Source organism: Psychrobacter sp. UBA3068 (genome assembly GCF_002366815.1).
Lineage (GTDB): Bacteria > Pseudomonadota > Gammaproteobacteria > Pseudomonadales > Moraxellaceae > Psychrobacter > Psychrobacter namhaensis.
The window spans coordinates 23612-39874 of record NZ_DFBY01000014.1; the positions used below are offsets into that span (position 1 = coordinate 23612).

Below are 16263 nucleotides of genomic sequence, written 5' to 3' on the forward strand. Positions count from 1 at the left end.
GAGGCTATGAGGAGTACAAAACCACACGCTCAATCCTACTGGCGTTGTGGTTTTTTTATGCCTGTAATTGAGCTACACTGTCACGATAAAAGGTTTGGACAAAAGGCTTATCTGCTACGGTATTGATCGATTCGCCTTACCATACCAATCCACTTATATAGGTAGTAACGGTAGCTATGTTTAACTTTATGAAGAAAAAATCCAATTCAGCGTCTGAAACGCCGCAACAGCGGGCTGAACGTGACAGTGCGGTCGATAAGGTGCTGCTTGGCTATGAAGTCGGCACCCTCAGTATCGCAACCATGGTCACAGGTTTAGAGCGGGATGGAGACCAGCTCACTCTAGATTTGCGCTTGCCACAAGGTAGCAATCCTGAAACCATTCAACAAGAGCTTGGTCAGCTTCTGCATCCGCACGGTATCAAAACCATCCATATGAATGTGCGTTTACCTGCCCCAGAGAAAGGCGCTGGCTCAACCTTACCAAAGCCAATGCCCGAAACGACTAATGCCATGGAAGCTCAGCCTAAATCATCATCAAGCGCTGATAGTCATTCTAATGATACCAATGCCGAGCCGCCAATCACCAAAGCCGCACCGACACAAGCATCATTAGCAGCGCATCCCCGTATTCGTCATATCATCGTGGTGGCGTCCGGCAAAGGCGGCGTTGGTAAATCAACCACGACAGTCAATATTGCGTTGGCGTTACAAAAGCTTGGCAACCGTGTTGGTGTATTGGATGCCGACGTTTATGGTCCGAGTATGCCAACCATGCTAGGCGTGGATAGTGTCAAGCCTGAACTGGAAAATGAGCAGTTTGTTCCTGTGAATGCCCATGGCATGGCGATGTTGTCGATTGGTAGCCTGCTCGATGGCGATAACACGCCGGTTGCATGGCGCGGTCCTAAAGCGACAGGCGCTTTGATGCAACTGTATAATCAAACCAACTGGCCGCAGCTAGACTATTTGGTCATTGATATGCCACCAGGGACAGGTGATATTCAGCTGACCTTAGCACAGCGAATTCCCGTCACTGGAGCCGTCATTGTCACGACACCGCAGCATGTGGCGTTACTCGATGCGCAAAAAGGTATCGAGATGTTTAATAAAACCAATATTCCTGTACTTGGTGTGGTTGAAAATATGGCGCTGCATACTTGTAGCAATTGTAATCATACCGAAGCGATTTTTGGTACGGGCGGCGGGGAGCGCATCGCTGAGCAATATCATGTGCCGTTATTAGGGCAATTGCCGTTAGCAAGCGGTATACGTGCGCAAGTAGATAAAGGGGAGCCAAGTGTATTGGCTGATGATGAGTTTGCCACTTATTATTTGGACATTGCTAAAAATATCGAAACCAACATTGATAAATTCGCTAAGCCTGTCGATGATAAACGCATTTTCTGATAGTTGAGAAAACTGTTTATGGGGAATGCTTTTATACTGAGATGCTTACCTAAAAAGAGTGCTATGGCCTCATTTGGTTATTAAGGATAGTATTTGCAAAGCATCTCTATAGACATCCGCTATTATCGTGTTTCTCACGTGCCCAAATAAGTAATTGAACTATCAAAAAACCGTTAGCTTTTGATTGCTATGATAAAGATGGTCATAGTAATCAGCTTTAGAAAGTACAAATGTGACACAAGCGCTCGATGAGGGATCAACCAGCTTGAAATTTAGGGTTATCACTGCCGCACTTTTGAGGGTTTTACACAGACGAGAAGAAAAGTAGTACTTACCACCGTGTACTGTCAAGGACAGATAGTGCGTTTAGGAAAATTTGGCTAGGATGCCGCAATGATGAACCAACACTATAGTGAGCAAACCGCGAAGGCCAGTAAACCCGCTGTGCTCGAGCAACTTATCCAAAACGGCCAACCGGTTTTTGGCGTTTTCTCCCACGTTAAAAACATCAATTATCTCGATTATCACAGCCATCTTATCTCACAAAAGTCGCTACCCACTTGGCGTAAAGCGTTAAAAGCCAATCAGTTTTGTTTTATCCAGATTATCGAACCCCCTTATCGAATCTGCTTAGCCCTTGCGACTATTAAGCTTGCGACCAGTGCTTTTGTCTATATTTATAACGAAGATACTGAGCAATTAGAGGTGTGTGAAGCGCTACAGCCGTTGACTCTCCAGACACAGCTAGAAGGGGACTGTTATCAAGGGCGTATGGCATTTACTCATGCCAAACTGTCGATGACATTGAGTTTTACGCCTTCGCAAGTCAGCGTTTTATTAGACAGTCACTGTATTGGCGTAAAGGCCACGCTTGTGCGACAAGCGCAGCCTTTAGTCGTCTGTACACCAACTGGCAGGCGCGGCTGGACCTTCACGCAAAAGGAGCCACTGACAGCGCTATCTGGCCACTTATTCATTAAAGCGCATTCAAAATTTGCTGTTGAGGCGCAAGCCCAGCATATAGATTTTACGGCTAGTAGTGTCGCCAACCTAGATTGGACGCTTGGTTATATGCGCCACGAGACCAACTGGTTTTGGGCGTGTATCAATCATTATTTGGCTGATGGTCGACATTTTGTACTGAACCTAGCGATGGGGGTAAATGAAACGGGCGCGAGTGAAAATGCCTGTTGGCTTGATGGGCAGATATCCTACTTACCGCCTGTTATGTTTGTTCGTGACGAGTGTAAACCATCAGTAGGCCAGCAAGCTGCCTCTGCCCAAACGACAGAGACTAGTACCCCAAAACCTTGGCGGATATATCATCAAAACTTGGGTTGGAGCACAGTACATATCGACTTAACCTTTACGCCTATCATGGCCTATAAAAAGACCGATAACTTCGGCGTGGTTGCCAGTATTTTTGAGCAGTGGATTGGTTTTTATAGTGGCGAGATACATCTAGGAGAAAGAGTGATTACGCTTGATAAAGTGATAGGGCTGGCGGAAGACCATTTTGCCAAATGGTGACTCATCAAAGATGGCTTACTCACAGTAGTAAGCACTTAAATAGCCGCTTTGATTTAAAGTAGGCGCTCCACTATAAATTGAGCCATCAATTCCGTATAATCGTCGCTATCAAAAAATCATCGCTATTCAATATTTGCTAAGGAACAAAAATGTCTATCAAATCTGACCGCTGGATTCGTAAAATGGCTGAAGAGCACGGCATGATTGAGCCATACGAGCCGGGTCAAGTACGTTTTAATGATGCAGGCGAGCGTTTGGTGAGCTATGGTACCTCAAGCTATGGTTATGACGTACGCTGCGCACCTGAATTTAAAGTTTTTACCAATGTGCATTCAGTCGTCGTTGATCCTAAAAACTTCGATGAAAAAAGTTTTATCGATATCGTCGGTGACGAGTGCATTATTCCACCAAACTCATTTGCATTAGCACGCACGATGGAGTATTTCCGTATTCCACGTGATGTATTGACCATCTGCCTTGGTAAGTCCACTTATGCGCGCTGCGGTATCATTGTCAACGTCACACCGCTTGAGCCTGAATGGGAAGGGCACGTCACTTTAGAGTTTAGTAATACCACCAATCTGCCCGCGCGTATTTATGCTGGGGAAGGGGTGGCGCAAATGCTGTTTTTCCAAAGTGATGCGGACGATGTGTGTGAAACCAGCTATAAAGATCGCGGTGGTAAATACCAAGGTCAACGCGGCGTGACACTACCTAGAACTTAGTAACAGTTTTAACAGTCCAGTTCAGCTCAAACACCAGTAAAAAAGCCAGTCATACATGTGATATGACTGGCTTTTTTTACGACTCAATTTTTTATTTTAACACTTTTAAGCCCGCTTTATTATCGCGCTTAGGTTTAGAGGTCGTATTGGTTTTCTTAGCAGCCGTGATCGAATCGTCTTCAGGCTGATAGTGATCATACTCTTTTGGATCAAAGAACATCCCTTGTGAGTTTTCTTTGGCGTAGATACCCATCACCGCAGTGAGTGGTACCCAAATCTCTTGTGAGACCCCACCAAAGCGGGCACTAAAATGTATATAGTCGTTTTCCATACTCATGTTGCCCGTTGCCCGACTGGCAATATTGAGAACGATGCGTCCATCTTGTACGTGTTCCGTTGGAATCTGGACATTCTCAGCAGTGGCATCAACCATCAGATATGGCGTGAGCGCATTGTCTTCTATCCATTGATATAACGCGCGTACCATATAAGGGCGGGTTGGGGTAATAGACGTGGTTTCGCTCATCTGATGCTTTCCTATACGAATGGTTTTTAATGATTAAAAGATATTTGTTCAGCAGTCTACCGAATGATCAGGATAAAGGGGTGACATTTGCCCTCTATTTACTTGTATCTATTTTAAGGCAGCGAGTCATACTTGTCTAATTAACGCACGCTTTTTTGGAAGCTTGCACGCTCAAAGACCCGCGTTTGATAGTCAAACAGTGGGCGACTAATCGCGCGCGGTAATTCGATACCCATTTCTTCTAGCCGCCATAAAAGAGGCGCTAATAGCACGTCACACCAGCCAAATTCGTCAGCCATAAAGTAAGGCTTGTGAGCAAATAGGGGCGATAAGGTAATCAAAGAGTCGCTCAGCTGCTTTTTAGCGACTGCTGCTTGGCTTTTATTAAAGCTGTCTGGATGCATGAGTAGACGCTTACCAAGGGCTAGCCAATCGTGCTGAATGCGCCAAGCCAACTGTCGAAACTGCGCCCGCTCTTGCGGTGTATCAGGCAGCAGCTTATTTGTGTGGTAGCGCTCCTCAAGATACTCAAAAATCACGTTGATTTCATAGAGCGCAATTTCACGCTGCTGTAACACAGGTAGCGTGTGATAAGGGTTTAGCTCAGTCAAATCTTCAGGACGCTCAGAGTGCAAGCGTGACAAATAGTAAGCGAGCTTTTTTTCTTCAAGTAACAGGCGCACCACATGACTGTCGTAGCCGTCATCAGCGTATAAAATTAGCTGACTACTTGGAATGTCATTCGCATCAATCATGAAAGCCTAATGGTAATAGTGAAGACTGTCATCGTAAACAAAGTCGCCTTGTTTATCAAGGTAACGTACGTAAACATTGCTTGTGAGGACCTTATTTGTCTGGTTTTAGCACTTGCTTTGATGACAAAGCACAAAAAAAGCACTACCGAAGTAGTGCTTAATATTGTATGGTTATTTTACGTTCTAAACACGACGTTATTTGACATCTTTCCAGAATTCTTTGTTCAATAAGTACACTGGAATCAGCAGTACTAATAAGAATAAGATCACAAAGAAACCGATTACTTGACGGTCATGACGTGCAGGCTCTGCCATCCATGCCATAAAGTTGACCAAGTCACCCACTTCAGACTCAAACTCTTCTGCACTCAATTCTTCTTGCATGTTATGCAAGACATGAGGCATGGCAGCATTTGCTAGCACCAAGTTGTTAGAGCCCCAAGGACGGCTTGGGTCTTCATAAAACGACAGTAGGTAGGTGTATACCCAGTCATCACCGCGTAGTCTTGTCTCAAGTGACAAATCTGGCGGTGCCGCGCCAAACCAAGCGGCTTGGACATCAGGATCAATCTCAGCTGTGATATGGTCACCGATTTGATCGGTGGTGACCATCAGATACTTTTCAACCAATTCAGGTGGTATGTCCAAATCTTTGGCAATGCGCGAATGACGAACGTACTTTGCTGAGTGACAACCCGCACAGTAGTTCATAAAGATTTTTGCGCCGTTTTGTAGTGAGCCCTTATTGGTAAAATCAATAGGAGCAGTACTACAAGCCAAATGTTCTTCTACGCCCTCAGCATTAGTGAACGTACCACATCCGCCACCGCCAGCTGCCAGTGCAGTCCCAGCAGTCAACGTTAATGCCGCGCCTAAGCCTAGACCAGCTAGGGATTTAATTAGCGTGTTCATTAGTGACCTCCGGTAACGCGTTCTGGTGGCTGTTTACACTTCTCGATGGCAGTGTAGAACGGCATCAGTAAGAAGAACAAGAAATATAGAATGGTAAATACACGTGCCATGATAGTGGCAGTTGGTGTGGCAGGTGTCGCACCCAAGTATCCCAACACAACAAAGCTAATAGCAAAGACAGTCAGCGCGATCTTAGACAAGATGCCTTTGTAGCGAATAGAGCGGACAGGCGATCTATCAAGCCATGGAATCAAGAACAACACAGCAATGGCTGCGCCCATCGCGATAACACCACCAAGCTTATCAGGAACCGCACGTAAGATGGCATAGAATGGCGTGTAGTACCATACTGGGGCAATATGCGCTGGTGTTTTTAGTGAGTTCGCTGTCTCAAAGTTTGGTGGCTCAAGGAAGAAGCCGCCGCCTTCGGGGAAGAAGAACACCACTGCAAAGAAGCAGATAAAGAATACGACGATACCCACCATGTCATGCACAGTATAGTACGGATGGAATTCAATACCATCTAATGGCACACCATTTTTGTCTTTTAGCTTCTTGATGTCGATACCATCTGGGTTGTTTGAACCCACATGATGCAATGCCACAATGTGCATAAACACTAAGCCCACAAGGACTAATGGAATCGCAACGACGTGCAACGCAAAGAAGCGGTTTAGGGTAATACCTGAGATGATATAGTCACCACGTACCCACTCAGCAAGGCCGTCACCGATTACAGGTAGAGCAGCAGGAAGGTTAAGAATAACCTGTGCACCCCAAAATGACATGTTGCCCCAAGGAAGTAGATAACCAAAGAAACCTTCTGCCATAAGTGCTAGGTAAATACCCATACCGATGAGCCAAATTAGCTCACGAGGTTTTTGGTATGAACCGTACAGCAGTGCTCTAAACATGTGTAGATACACCACGACGAAAAACGCAGATGCGCCAGTCGAGTGCATATAACGGATGAGCCAGCCACCTTTTACGTCACGCATGATATATTCAACAGACGCAAACGCCCCTTCGGCACTTGGGTTATACATCATCGTCAGCCATATACCGGTTACCAACTGGTTGACCAATACAATCATTGACAATACGCCAAAGAAGTACCAAAAGTTAAAGTTCTTTGGTGCATAGTACTTTGACATGTGGTATTCATAGGTTTCGGTCGCTGGGAAACGTGCGTCCACCCAATGCATTAACTTTTTACCCATACTCATATTAAGCCTCCCCAACCGTTAAGATGGTACCATCCATGCTATATTGTGGAATAGGTAAGTTAAGCGGTGCAGGAACGCCACTATAAACACGACCTGCTAAGTCATACTTAGAACCGTGACATGGGCAGAAAAATCCGCCATACCAGTCATTACCACCTAGATCAGCTGCGCCAACATCAGGACGGTAGTTTGGTGCGCAGCCCAAATGTGTACACACGCCTTCGACCACCAACACGGTTGGTTCTAAAGAGCGCGTAGGATTGGTACAGTATTCAGGTTGCACTGAGGCACTAGAATCAGGATCAGACAGTAGTGGCCTAACTGCATCAAGAGTGTCCAGCATATCATCGGTACGTTTAACCACATAAATGGGTTTACCGCGGTATTTGACAACAATCATCTGTCCGGCTTCGATAGCACCAATATCTTGGGTTACTGCAGCCCCTGCAGCCTCAGCTTTAGCGCTTGGGTACCAAGAACGGACAAAAGGGGTTGCCACAGCAGCTACCCCAGCTGCACCAATCGCGGCAGTTGAGGCAATAAGAACTCTACGGCGTTGTACATTAACGCCTTCGGCTTGGCTCATTAATACTTCCTCCAGGTGAATGAAATGGGATTATCCCACACTGGGTTTGTGGCTTAGAAAATATACAATATCAAGCCACTTTGGCTGTGCCTAATTTTGCTAATTGTTGCTATTCTAAGCTATTTCGGTGATAAAATAAATTATTGCGTTAAAAATAAAGCAACCTTTATAGGCCATATTATAAGGTTGAACACGGTAACCACAGCAAAACAGCTTGATTATCAATGTTTAACATCCGTTTTTTTGTTGAGGATTGTAAACGCGATGACCTTATAATTAATAAGGATATTTAGCAATAGCGAATGATACTTGAAATTAAGGCAATGTTCACTAACTTTCAGTATCTAACTACTTTGTAATCCGCTATAAACCAATAATCACCTCTCTATACGATAGAGTGGTGATTATTGGCTGCTTTCACGGCTTACTTAAACAAAAATAAGCAACGAGCATTGAACACTGATATAAAGACAGTAGTTTAGTTGTTGCTACTAACCCTCAAGCGTACTCCAACGCTCAAGTTTACTCATCATCTCTTCTTCAATAGCCAGTAATCGCGCGCTAGCGGCAGTGGCGGCATCAACGTCTTTGTTGAACCATGAGCCATCGGCCAGCTTCTCTTCTAGCTGCTTTTGCTCGGCTTCAAGCGCTGCAATCTCTTTGGGTAAGTTATCGAGTTCACGTTGCTCATTATAATTGAGTTTTTTGGCTGCTTTTGTAGGTTTAGCTGCTGTTGTTTTATGAGCCGTCTTGTTACTTGTGGCATTGTTAGCAGGCGCTTTGGCAGCGCGGGCGGCCTCTTCACGGTTTTTTTGCACCAAATATTCTTGGTAGCCGCCGACATACTCTTTCACAATACCTTTGCCGTCGTCATCTTGGTCAAACACCCAAGTAGAGGTGACCACGTTGTCCATAAAGGAGCGGTCATGACTGATGAGCAATATCGTGCCGTTAAAGCTGCTGACAGATTCTTCTAATAACTCAAGGGTGGCCATATCCAAATCGTTGGTCGGCTCATCTAGTACCAAAATGTTGGCAGGTTTTAGTAATTGCTTGGCAAGCAGTACGCGGTTACGCTCACCACCTGATAAGGCCTTGACCGGTGTGCGTGCCCGCTCTGGTGCAAACAGAAAGTCTTGCAAGTAACTCATGATATGGGTCTTGCGGCCACCGACTTCGACAAAGTCTGAGCCTTCTGAGACGTTTTGAGCCACACTGGCTTCAAGATCTAATTGGTCACGCAACTGATCAAAGAACGCAATTTGCAAATTGGTACCAAGCTCAACCTTGCCTGTTTTGGTCACTTCAGCATCAGACATATCGAGTAGGGCTTTGATCAATGTGGTTTTACCAGCGCCGTTTGGCCCCACAATACCAATCTTGTCACCGCGCATAATCGTGGTGCTAAAATTATCAACCAAGACATTGCCATCGTATTCAAGATGCAGGTTTTTAACTTTACAGACCAGCTTACCGCTTTTTTCGCCTTCGCCCATGGTGATATTGACATTACCCACTTGCTCACGGCGACCGCTACGCTCTTCGCGCAAGGCTTTTAGTTCACGGACGCGGCCTTCATTACGGGTGCGGCGTGCTTTGATACCTTGGCGAATCCATACTTCTTCTTGCGCCAATTTTTTATCGAAGTTGGCGTTATTTTTTTCTTCCGCCAGTAGTTGCTGCTCTTTTAGCTCTTGGTAGCGCGCGTATCCTTTGGCGCCTTGAGTGACGTCGTAACTGGTCAATTGACCACGGTCGAGCTCAACGATACGGGTGGCCAATTTGTTCACAAACGCTCTATCATGGGTCACAAATAACAGCGTCAATCCTTGCCAGTCAAGTAAGAAGCGCTCTAGCCATTCGATACTCTCGACGTCCAAATGGTTGGTTGGCTCATCTAACAGTAGGACATCAGGTTTAGTGACCAAGGATCTGGCGAGTAGTACACGGCGCTTACGACCACCCGATAAAGAGGACAGATCGTCTTCTGGGTCAAGTCCCATTGTCGTAATCAGGCGCCTAGCGTCACGCTCTAGATCCCAGCCATGCACCGCATCAATATCATGCTGTAGCGTTGCCATGTGCTCACAGGCATCCATATCGCCATTGGCACAAAGATCAACTTGTTTATTATAGTTGATCAGCAAGTCAGCCGTCCGGCGACTGCCACCCATAACGATGTCTAAGATGCGTCCGCTGGTTTCAGGAACATCTTGTTCTAGCATGGCGACACGCATACTGCTGTTGGTAATGATCTCGCCACTGTCAGGCTGCAATGAGCCATTAATCAGTTTAAATAAGGTGGATTTGCCTTCGCCGTTGCGGCCGATTAAGCACACACGCTCACCTGCATTGATAGCAAAATCAATACCATCAAGAACAGGTGCGACGCCAAAGGCTAAGTGAATATCTTTTAAATGTATCAGTGCCATAGAGTATCTTAAGCTTATATAATAGAGAGATAGGGGTTGTTGCAAAATTGCCAGCAGTATAACATGCCACTGCATAACAGTAGTGAACGTAAATGGTTTTATAAGCACTATTTATCGCTTCTATAATTAGCCGCTGCTTTAGGGCTATCATCGTAGATTATTACTACTATTTATGGGTTACCCATCTATATCATAAACAAACCCTGCTAGCCCTGTATTTACTAAATGTAGAGAAGAATATGAATCAATCTAACGCTCAAAACGACGCTTCGACTGGACAGCATGACTTACAGACACAACACGTTATTGATTTACAAATGAGCATGGCACACCTTGAGCTGACAGTAGAGCGCCTCGATGAGGTGATTGCGCGACAAGACAAAGACATTCAGACGCTACAACGACAGTTGCAGCTCATCTATAAGCAAGTTGAAAGCCAAGACACCGAAGGGGGGATTGCTCCATTTGATGTCATGGCCGATAGACCCCCTCACTACTAATGACTAAAAACGCCATTAGCCTAAATTCTAGGTAAAAAAACTATATTTTTGTTGTTAAATGAATGTACTGTCTGGTGACTGTTTGGTCATAATAAGGAAATAATGTATTTTTGCAGTTGTTTTACCGTTCGAAAATCTTTAATATCCTCCACCTCGGATACTGCTTACCCATAAAAATTGGGTACAACAGTAAAACAATGCGGATGTTTGGAGATATATAATGCGCGCCACTTTTCATTTAAAAACTCTCACAGTAGCTGTTGCTGCTCTTTCTGTTGCTAGCGTTGCTAGTGCTGCTGGTCTGGATCGTTCTGGTCAAGATATCACCGCATTCTTACAAGATGGCACCTATGCCGAAGCTGTTTATACTTATATCGATGCCGATGTAAGTGGTAAAGACTCGTCAGGTAATAAAATTGATGATATAGCTGAGTCATATGATTTTTTCCGTTATGGCGTAAAAGCAGATATCAACGAAACTTTTAGCGTTGGTGTCTTATATGATGAGCCTTTTGGTGCAGCGGCTGACTATACTGGCGACATTGGCGACAATAATTTTATAGATGCAAATGGTGAAGGTACTAACGTAGAAGTACGTACTGAGAGCATTACCGGCATCCTCGGTGCCAAGCTTGGTGAAAATAAAAACTTCCAAGTGTATGGTGGCCCAGTTGCCCAACGTGTAAAAGCTGATGTAAAGCTACGTGGTACTGCTTATGAAGCTGCTAATGGTTACACTACCCACATCAGTGCGGATCAAGATTACGGTTGGTTAGCAGGTGTTGCTTATAGCAAACCTGAAATTGCATTAAAAGCTGCGTTGACGTATCGTTCAGAAATTGAACATAATACAGATGCTTTTGAGCAATACCCTTTAGCCACTGTTGTTGGTGGCTCGATACCTCCAATTGCTGGAGGACCTTTTGTGTTCCCATCAAGTAGAAGTAGTAATATCGAGATTACTACCCCTGAATCAGTAAACTTTGATTTCCAAACGGGTATTAATCCCACCACACTAGCAACAGCAAAAGTACGTTGGGTGCCTTGGAGTGATTTTGCAATCGTACCATCATTGTATAATGAAGTTAGTACAGCTAATCCAGCATTTCGTCCTGATGGTCTACCATTAGTTAGCTATGATAAAGACCAGTGGCAAGTTGAGCTAGGGTTGGCCAAGCGTTTAACACCTGCGTTAGCAGTAACAGGTAACGTCGGTTGGGATAGCGGTGCGGGCAATCCAGTGACTTCATTAGGTCCTATCGAAGGGTATTACAGTGCTGGCCTTGGTGCAAAATACAATGTGACTGAAAATTGGGCAGTCTCTGCGGGCGGTAAATACCTATGGTTCGGTGACGCTAAAGGTCAAATACCAAGTAAAACTATCGTTAGTAACTTTGAGGACAATGATGGTTTCGTACTAGGTATGAAGCTTTCTTATCAAGCGCAGTAATAGGTAAACCAGCTATGCTGTTGAGCATATAGCTTAGCGGTGTTGAAAAGGGCGATCCTTATGGGGTCGCTTTTTTATTGCTTAAATTATACAAATCGTTTAAATACTAAAATATAATGTGTTATTTGGCTTTTGTATTAGATATAGCGAGATAGATCAGTCAAGTTATAAAAGAAAAAACCAGTATCTTGTTTACATATTATGTGTACTGTTCAGTCATATTTGGGAAATAAAGTGCTTTAATTGTTGTTTTAGTGTCAAAAAGGCATTAGTATTCAACTTAGGGAACGACTTTGATAGTCTCAATACTGAGCATAGCAATGCTACGTATTGATTATTAGAGTAGTAATACAACAAGGACCGTTGGAGATACACAATGCGCACTACCTTTCACTTAAAAACCCTTGCAGTGGCAATTGCCGCTCTTTCTGTCGCTAGCGTCACCAACGCTGCTGGTCTTGATCGTTCTGGTCAAGATATCACCGCATTCTTACAAGATGGCACCTATGCCGAAGCTGTCTATACCTATATCGATGCTGACGTAAGCGGTTATGACAGTGCTAACAACAATCCTAATGAAAATGATTATGAGCGTGGTGGCAAAACGGGTGATATTGCTGAATCTTATGATTTTTTCCGTTATGGCGTAAAAGCTGATATTAACGATACATTCAGTGTGGGTGTGCTATATGATGAGCCTTTCGGTGCTGCTGCTGAATATACTGGCGATAGCAATTTTGTTTCGAAAGGCGACCTCAATTCTTCTATTCAGCAATTAACCAATAATCAGTTTAATGGTGCAACTCTTGGCCCTACAATAGATGCGTTAAGAGACCAAGCTGCAGCAGAGCCTAATGCAGAAATAAGAGCTGGAATTATAGAGCAAATAACAAAGCTTAGTACGGTAGGTGCAATAGCACAAGCCGAAGCAGGCAGTGCAGGCGAAAATACCAATGTAGAGGTTCGTAGTCAAAGCTTAACAGGTATTCTTGGTATGAAGTTTGGTGCTAACAAAAACTTCCAAATTTATGGTGGTCCAGTTGCACAGCGTATTGAATCTGAAACAAAACTACGTGGACTGGCTTACGGTCCGGCTACTGGTTATACCTCAAATAGTAACCCTGATATGGATTACGGCTATATCGCAGGTATCGCTTATAGTAAGCCTGAAATTGCATTAAAAGCGGCTTTGACTTATCGTTCTGAGATTGATCACGATATAAAAATATCTGAGACTTATCCTTTAGTTGGGATTAGAGCAGCAGCAGAAGGAGCTACTCCAGAACAGGCAGCAGCACAAGCAAATAGAGTCAGTAACTACGAGATTACTACGCCCAAGTCAGTCAATTTTGATTTCCAAACAGGCATCAACCCGACGACACTAGCCACAGCAAAAGTTCGTTGGGTGCCATGGAGTGACTTTGTTATCACCCCGCCCCTATACAATCAGGTTAGTGTAGATAGTGAGCTATATGGCGATGATGGGTTAAACTTGGTTGAGTATAAAGACGATCAATGGCAGGTGGAGTTGGGCCTAGCCAAGCGTGTCGCACCAGCCCTTGCTATCAGTGGTACCGTTGGCTGGGACAGTGGTGCCGGTGATCCAACCACATCACTAGGACCTATCGATGGCTACTATAGTGTCGGTCTTGGTGCCAAATACAACGTTACTGAAAACTGGGCAGTATCAGCTGGTGGTAAATACTTGTGGTTCGGTGATGCAAAAGGTCAATTACCAACAGGAAAAATCGTTGGTGATTTCCAAGACAATGAGGGTTATGTCGCTGGTTTGAAGCTGTCTTACCAAGCGAAATAATCTCCTTATATAACTGTTAGATAATAAAAAAGCGACCTATAGCAGGTCGCTTTTTTAATGGGGTTCTAGTGCCGTAGTTACGATAAAACGCTTTTTATAAAAGACGGTAATTCAACACTTTTATAGCGTGTACTTTTATATGGAACCGCTAGAGTTTGTCACTTTGAAGGTTAAAGCTTCTCTCTGTACCTAATTCTTTCACTTAGTTCTTTGAGTGGCGGGTTGTGCATTCGTGTGTTGTGAAATTAAAGATAATTGTTGATAAAATAAGGAAGTAATAGAGTCGCGGTTAAGTATTAAGTAAGGAAGTTGTATCTAGTTCTACAGATACATGGAGGTTATTAATGAACGTTGAGGTACGGAGTATAAGAGTCGTTTGAGCTTATCACTTATCAAGTTTGCATAGATACAGTAAGTAACCTGCCATAAAAAACCTCGCCAATAATGACGAGGTTTTTTTATAGCGATAAGATAGGATGTAAACTTACTTGTTTAGGTTTAGCTCCATCTCTTTGTACTTAGCAGATACTGAAGGTTTTGGACCACCAGTCATGATACTAACTGCAAAGATAGCAATGGTGCTTAAGATAAAGCCTGGAACGATAGCATATAACCAGCTATTAAGTGCCATACCATTCATCTCGAAAGGACCATAGATCCATAGGATAACAGTCAATGCACCAACGACCATACCGGCAACTGCGCCATTACGGTTCATGCGGCGCCATGTGAGACTGAAAATCACCAACGGTCCGAAAGCTGCACCAAATCCTGCCCAAGCGTTAGACACCAAGTTCAGTACTGAGCTGTCTGGATTAGAAGCCAATAAAATAGCAACGAGTGCAACGATGATAACGGATATACGACCGACCAGTACTTGACGAGCTTCTGGTGCGTCTTTATCAAAGAATAACTTATAAACATCTTTGGTTAGAGAGCTTGATACTACCAATAGCTGCGATGAGATGGTACTCATAATAGCTGCCAAAATTGCCGCTAATAAGAAACCTGAAACCAATGGATGGAATAAGAATTGAGTAAAGACTAAAAAGATAGTCTCAGGATCATCTAGCGTCATGGCGGTTTTTTGTACGTAGGCGCGACCAGCAAAACCAGTCATTAATGCACCAATCAGACTCACGATCATCCAGCTCATACCAATGTTACGTGCAGTAGGAACGTCTCTTACTGAGCGAATCGCCATAAAGCGCACGATAATATGCGGCTGACCAAAGTACCCTAGACCCCATGCCATTAATGAGACAATACCAAGAATACTCATACCACTAGTGATATTGAGCAAGCTTGGATCAATGTTTCTAACAGCTTCCGAAGTGGCTGAAACCCCGCCAAGATCCGTAAAGGCGACCACAGGTACGATTACCATGGCAAACAGCATGATAATACCCTGTACAAAGTCAGTCATTGATACGGCTAAGAAACCACCGAATAGCGTATAAGCAACGACCACACCAGCAGTAACCCAAAGGCCGGTACTATAAGATAGGTTGAGCGAGCTTTCAAAGAGTTTACCACCACCTACTAAGCTTGCTGCTGTGTAGACGGTAAAGAATAGAATGATAACCACAGCAGAGATAACACGCAGCATGTGCGATTTATCTTCGAAGCGGTTGGCGAAGTAATCAGGTAAAGTGATGGCGTTGTCAGCGACTTCGGTATAAACGCGAAGACGAGGGGCTACGATGATATAGTTTAAAAACGCACCAAGTGTCAAACCAAGCGCGATCCAGACACTAACCACACCGTCAGCATACATGTAACCCGGTAGGCCAAGGAGTAACCAACCTGACATATCTGATGCACCAGCCGAAAGGGCGGTGACAGCTGGGCCTAAATTACGCCCTCCTAACATATAGCCTTCAGTATCATTGGCTTGCTTAAAGTACGCGTAAATGCCAATCCCAATCATCACTAAAAAATAGGCGCCAAGTGATATCAGCACGCCACTAGAAACTCCGTTCATATAATTGTCCTTAACCAACATCGTTGGCTGTAATTATTTTTAACTATAAAGATTAAGTTTTATCAGACGATGTCCCAAACAATATCTAAAGACGAAAAAAGCCATTAAGTAGGACATAATGGCTTGTTTCAGTATTTGCTGTTAGTTTTATATGATTGATGCTGTTCTAGGGCTAATATGAATAAGCAGGGGTGAGAAGCAACCGGAATCTCGCATTCCGTCTGTGCATTTTTATTGCTCGCATCTGCTAGTGATATCTCAATATAAGCCGCCTATATAACCAATCATTTAAAACCATTAAACCTACTGTCAACCATCATATCTTACTCGAAGTGTTCAATATATGACTATCAGTACTCTTATGGTAAAATTTTGTTATAAAAACAACGTCAGCCGTATTATAACGTATGAC

General features: G+C 44.1%; 13 protein-coding genes. 6 read left to right on the forward strand and 7 right to left on the reverse strand.

Annotation, left to right across the window (positions count from 1 at the left end):
* Positions 1-176 precede the first annotated feature (176 nt).
* The 3 genes from apbC (at position 177) to dcd (ending at position 3664) form a co-directional block, all read left to right on the forward strand.
* Positions 177-1409 (forward strand): iron-sulfur cluster carrier protein ApbC, encoded by a 1233-nt coding sequence (gene apbC, locus B2P60_RS03530; RefSeq protein WP_286739495.1) that lies wholly within the window; start codon positions 177-179, stop codon positions 1407-1409.
* 393 nt (positions 1410-1802) lie between these two features.
* Positions 1803-2939, forward strand: coding sequence for a DUF2804 domain-containing protein (locus tag B2P60_RS03535; protein WP_319020891.1), 1137 nt, complete (start codon positions 1803-1805; stop codon positions 2937-2939).
* Between the two features lie 149 nt (positions 2940-3088).
* Positions 3089-3664 carry a dCTP deaminase gene (gene dcd, locus B2P60_RS03540; protein ID WP_149489812.1) on the forward strand — a complete coding sequence of 192 codons (576 nt, stop codon included), beginning with the start codon at positions 3089-3091 and terminating at the stop codon, positions 3662-3664.
* Between the two features lie 91 nt (positions 3665-3755).
* Here dcd and B2P60_RS03545 read toward each other — a convergent pair whose 3' ends face one another.
* The 6 genes from B2P60_RS03545 to B2P60_RS03570 form a co-directional block, all read right to left on the reverse strand.
* Positions 3756-4190 (reverse strand): ClpXP protease specificity-enhancing factor, encoded by a 435-nt coding sequence (locus B2P60_RS03545; RefSeq protein WP_286739496.1) that lies wholly within the window; start codon positions 4188-4190, stop codon positions 3756-3758.
* 140 nt (positions 4191-4330) lie between these two features.
* Positions 4331-4945: a glutathione S-transferase N-terminal domain-containing protein gene (locus tag B2P60_RS03550; RefSeq protein WP_193006660.1), complete on the reverse strand. Its 615-nt coding sequence runs from the start codon at positions 4943-4945 to the stop codon at positions 4331-4333.
* Positions 4946-5140: 195 nt separating this feature from the next.
* A complete protein-coding gene (locus tag B2P60_RS03555) occupies positions 5141-5857 on the reverse strand; it encodes a cytochrome c1 (protein ID WP_286739497.1) in 717 nt (238 codons plus the stop codon).
* Complete coding sequence (locus tag B2P60_RS03560; RefSeq protein ID WP_404672196.1) at positions 5857-7077, reverse strand: cytochrome b; 1221 nt, start codon at positions 7075-7077, stop codon at positions 5857-5859. Before B2P60_RS03560 ends, B2P60_RS03555 begins: the two co-directional genes overlap by 1 nt.
* Before the next feature lie 7 nt (positions 7078-7084).
* A complete protein-coding gene (gene petA / locus B2P60_RS03565; RefSeq protein ID WP_198334134.1) occupies positions 7085-7669 on the reverse strand; it encodes a ubiquinol-cytochrome c reductase iron-sulfur subunit in 585 nt (194 codons plus the stop codon).
* A gap of 491 nt (positions 7670-8160) precedes the next feature.
* Positions 8161-10101 (reverse strand): ATP-binding cassette domain-containing protein, encoded by a 1941-nt coding sequence (locus B2P60_RS03570; protein ID WP_286739498.1) that lies wholly within the window; start codon positions 10099-10101, stop codon positions 8161-8163.
* A gap of 239 nt (positions 10102-10340) precedes the next feature.
* Here B2P60_RS03570 and B2P60_RS03575 point away from each other — a divergent pair, with 239 nt between their 5' ends.
* From B2P60_RS03575 to B2P60_RS03585, 3 genes are all read left to right on the forward strand, one after another.
* A complete protein-coding gene (locus B2P60_RS03575; RefSeq protein WP_193006664.1) occupies positions 10341-10601 on the forward strand; it encodes a SlyX family protein in 261 nt (86 codons plus the stop codon).
* A 220-nt stretch (positions 10602-10821) separates the two neighbouring features.
* A complete protein-coding gene (locus tag B2P60_RS03580) occupies positions 10822-12051 on the forward strand; it encodes an OmpP1/FadL family transporter (protein ID WP_286739499.1) in 1230 nt (409 codons plus the stop codon).
* A gap of 376 nt (positions 12052-12427) precedes the next feature.
* Positions 12428-13867: an outer membrane protein transport protein gene (locus B2P60_RS03585; protein WP_286739500.1), complete on the forward strand. Its 1440-nt coding sequence runs from the start codon at positions 12428-12430 to the stop codon at positions 13865-13867.
* A gap of 484 nt (positions 13868-14351) precedes the next feature.
* On the opposite strand, the gene putP is transcribed toward B2P60_RS03585, so the two are convergent.
* Positions 14352-15851 (reverse strand): sodium/proline symporter PutP, encoded by a 1500-nt coding sequence (putP, locus tag B2P60_RS03590; protein ID WP_198334130.1) that lies wholly within the window; start codon positions 15849-15851, stop codon positions 14352-14354.
* Positions 15852-16263 lie beyond the last annotated feature (412 nt).

Coding starts and splice junctions, on each gene's coding strand:
- apbC (WP_286739495.1), top strand. CDS start 177: ATGTTTAACTTTATGAAGAAAAAATCCAATTCAGCGTCTGAAACGCCG.
- B2P60_RS03535 (WP_319020891.1), top strand. CDS start 1,803: ATGATGAACCAACACTATAGTGAGCAAACCGCGAAGGCCAGTAAACCC.
- dcd (WP_149489812.1), top strand. CDS start 3,089: ATGTCTATCAAATCTGACCGCTGGATTCGTAAAATGGCTGAAGAGCAC.
- B2P60_RS03545 (WP_286739496.1), bottom strand. CDS start 4,190: ATGAGCGAAACCACGTCTATTACCCCAACCCGCCCTTATATGGTACGC.
- B2P60_RS03550 (WP_193006660.1), bottom strand. CDS start 4,945: ATGATTGATGCGAATGACATTCCAAGTAGTCAGCTAATTTTATACGCT.
- B2P60_RS03555 (WP_286739497.1), bottom strand. CDS start 5,857: ATGAACACGCTAATTAAATCCCTAGCTGGTCTAGGCTTAGGCGCGGCA.
- B2P60_RS03560 (WP_404672196.1), bottom strand. CDS start 7,077: ATGGGTAAAAAGTTAATGCATTGGGTGGACGCACGTTTCCCAGCGACC.
- petA (WP_198334134.1), bottom strand. CDS start 7,669: ATGAGCCAAGCCGAAGGCGTTAATGTACAACGCCGTAGAGTTCTTATT.
- B2P60_RS03570 (WP_286739498.1), bottom strand. CDS start 10,101: ATGGCACTGATACATTTAAAAGATATTCACTTAGCCTTTGGCGTCGCA.
- B2P60_RS03575 (WP_193006664.1), top strand. CDS start 10,341: ATGAATCAATCTAACGCTCAAAACGACGCTTCGACTGGACAGCATGAC.
- B2P60_RS03580 (WP_286739499.1), top strand. CDS start 10,822: ATGCGCGCCACTTTTCATTTAAAAACTCTCACAGTAGCTGTTGCTGCT.
- B2P60_RS03585 (WP_286739500.1), top strand. CDS start 12,428: ATGCGCACTACCTTTCACTTAAAAACCCTTGCAGTGGCAATTGCCGCT.
- putP (WP_198334130.1), bottom strand. CDS start 15,851: ATGAACGGAGTTTCTAGTGGCGTGCTGATATCACTTGGCGCCTATTTT.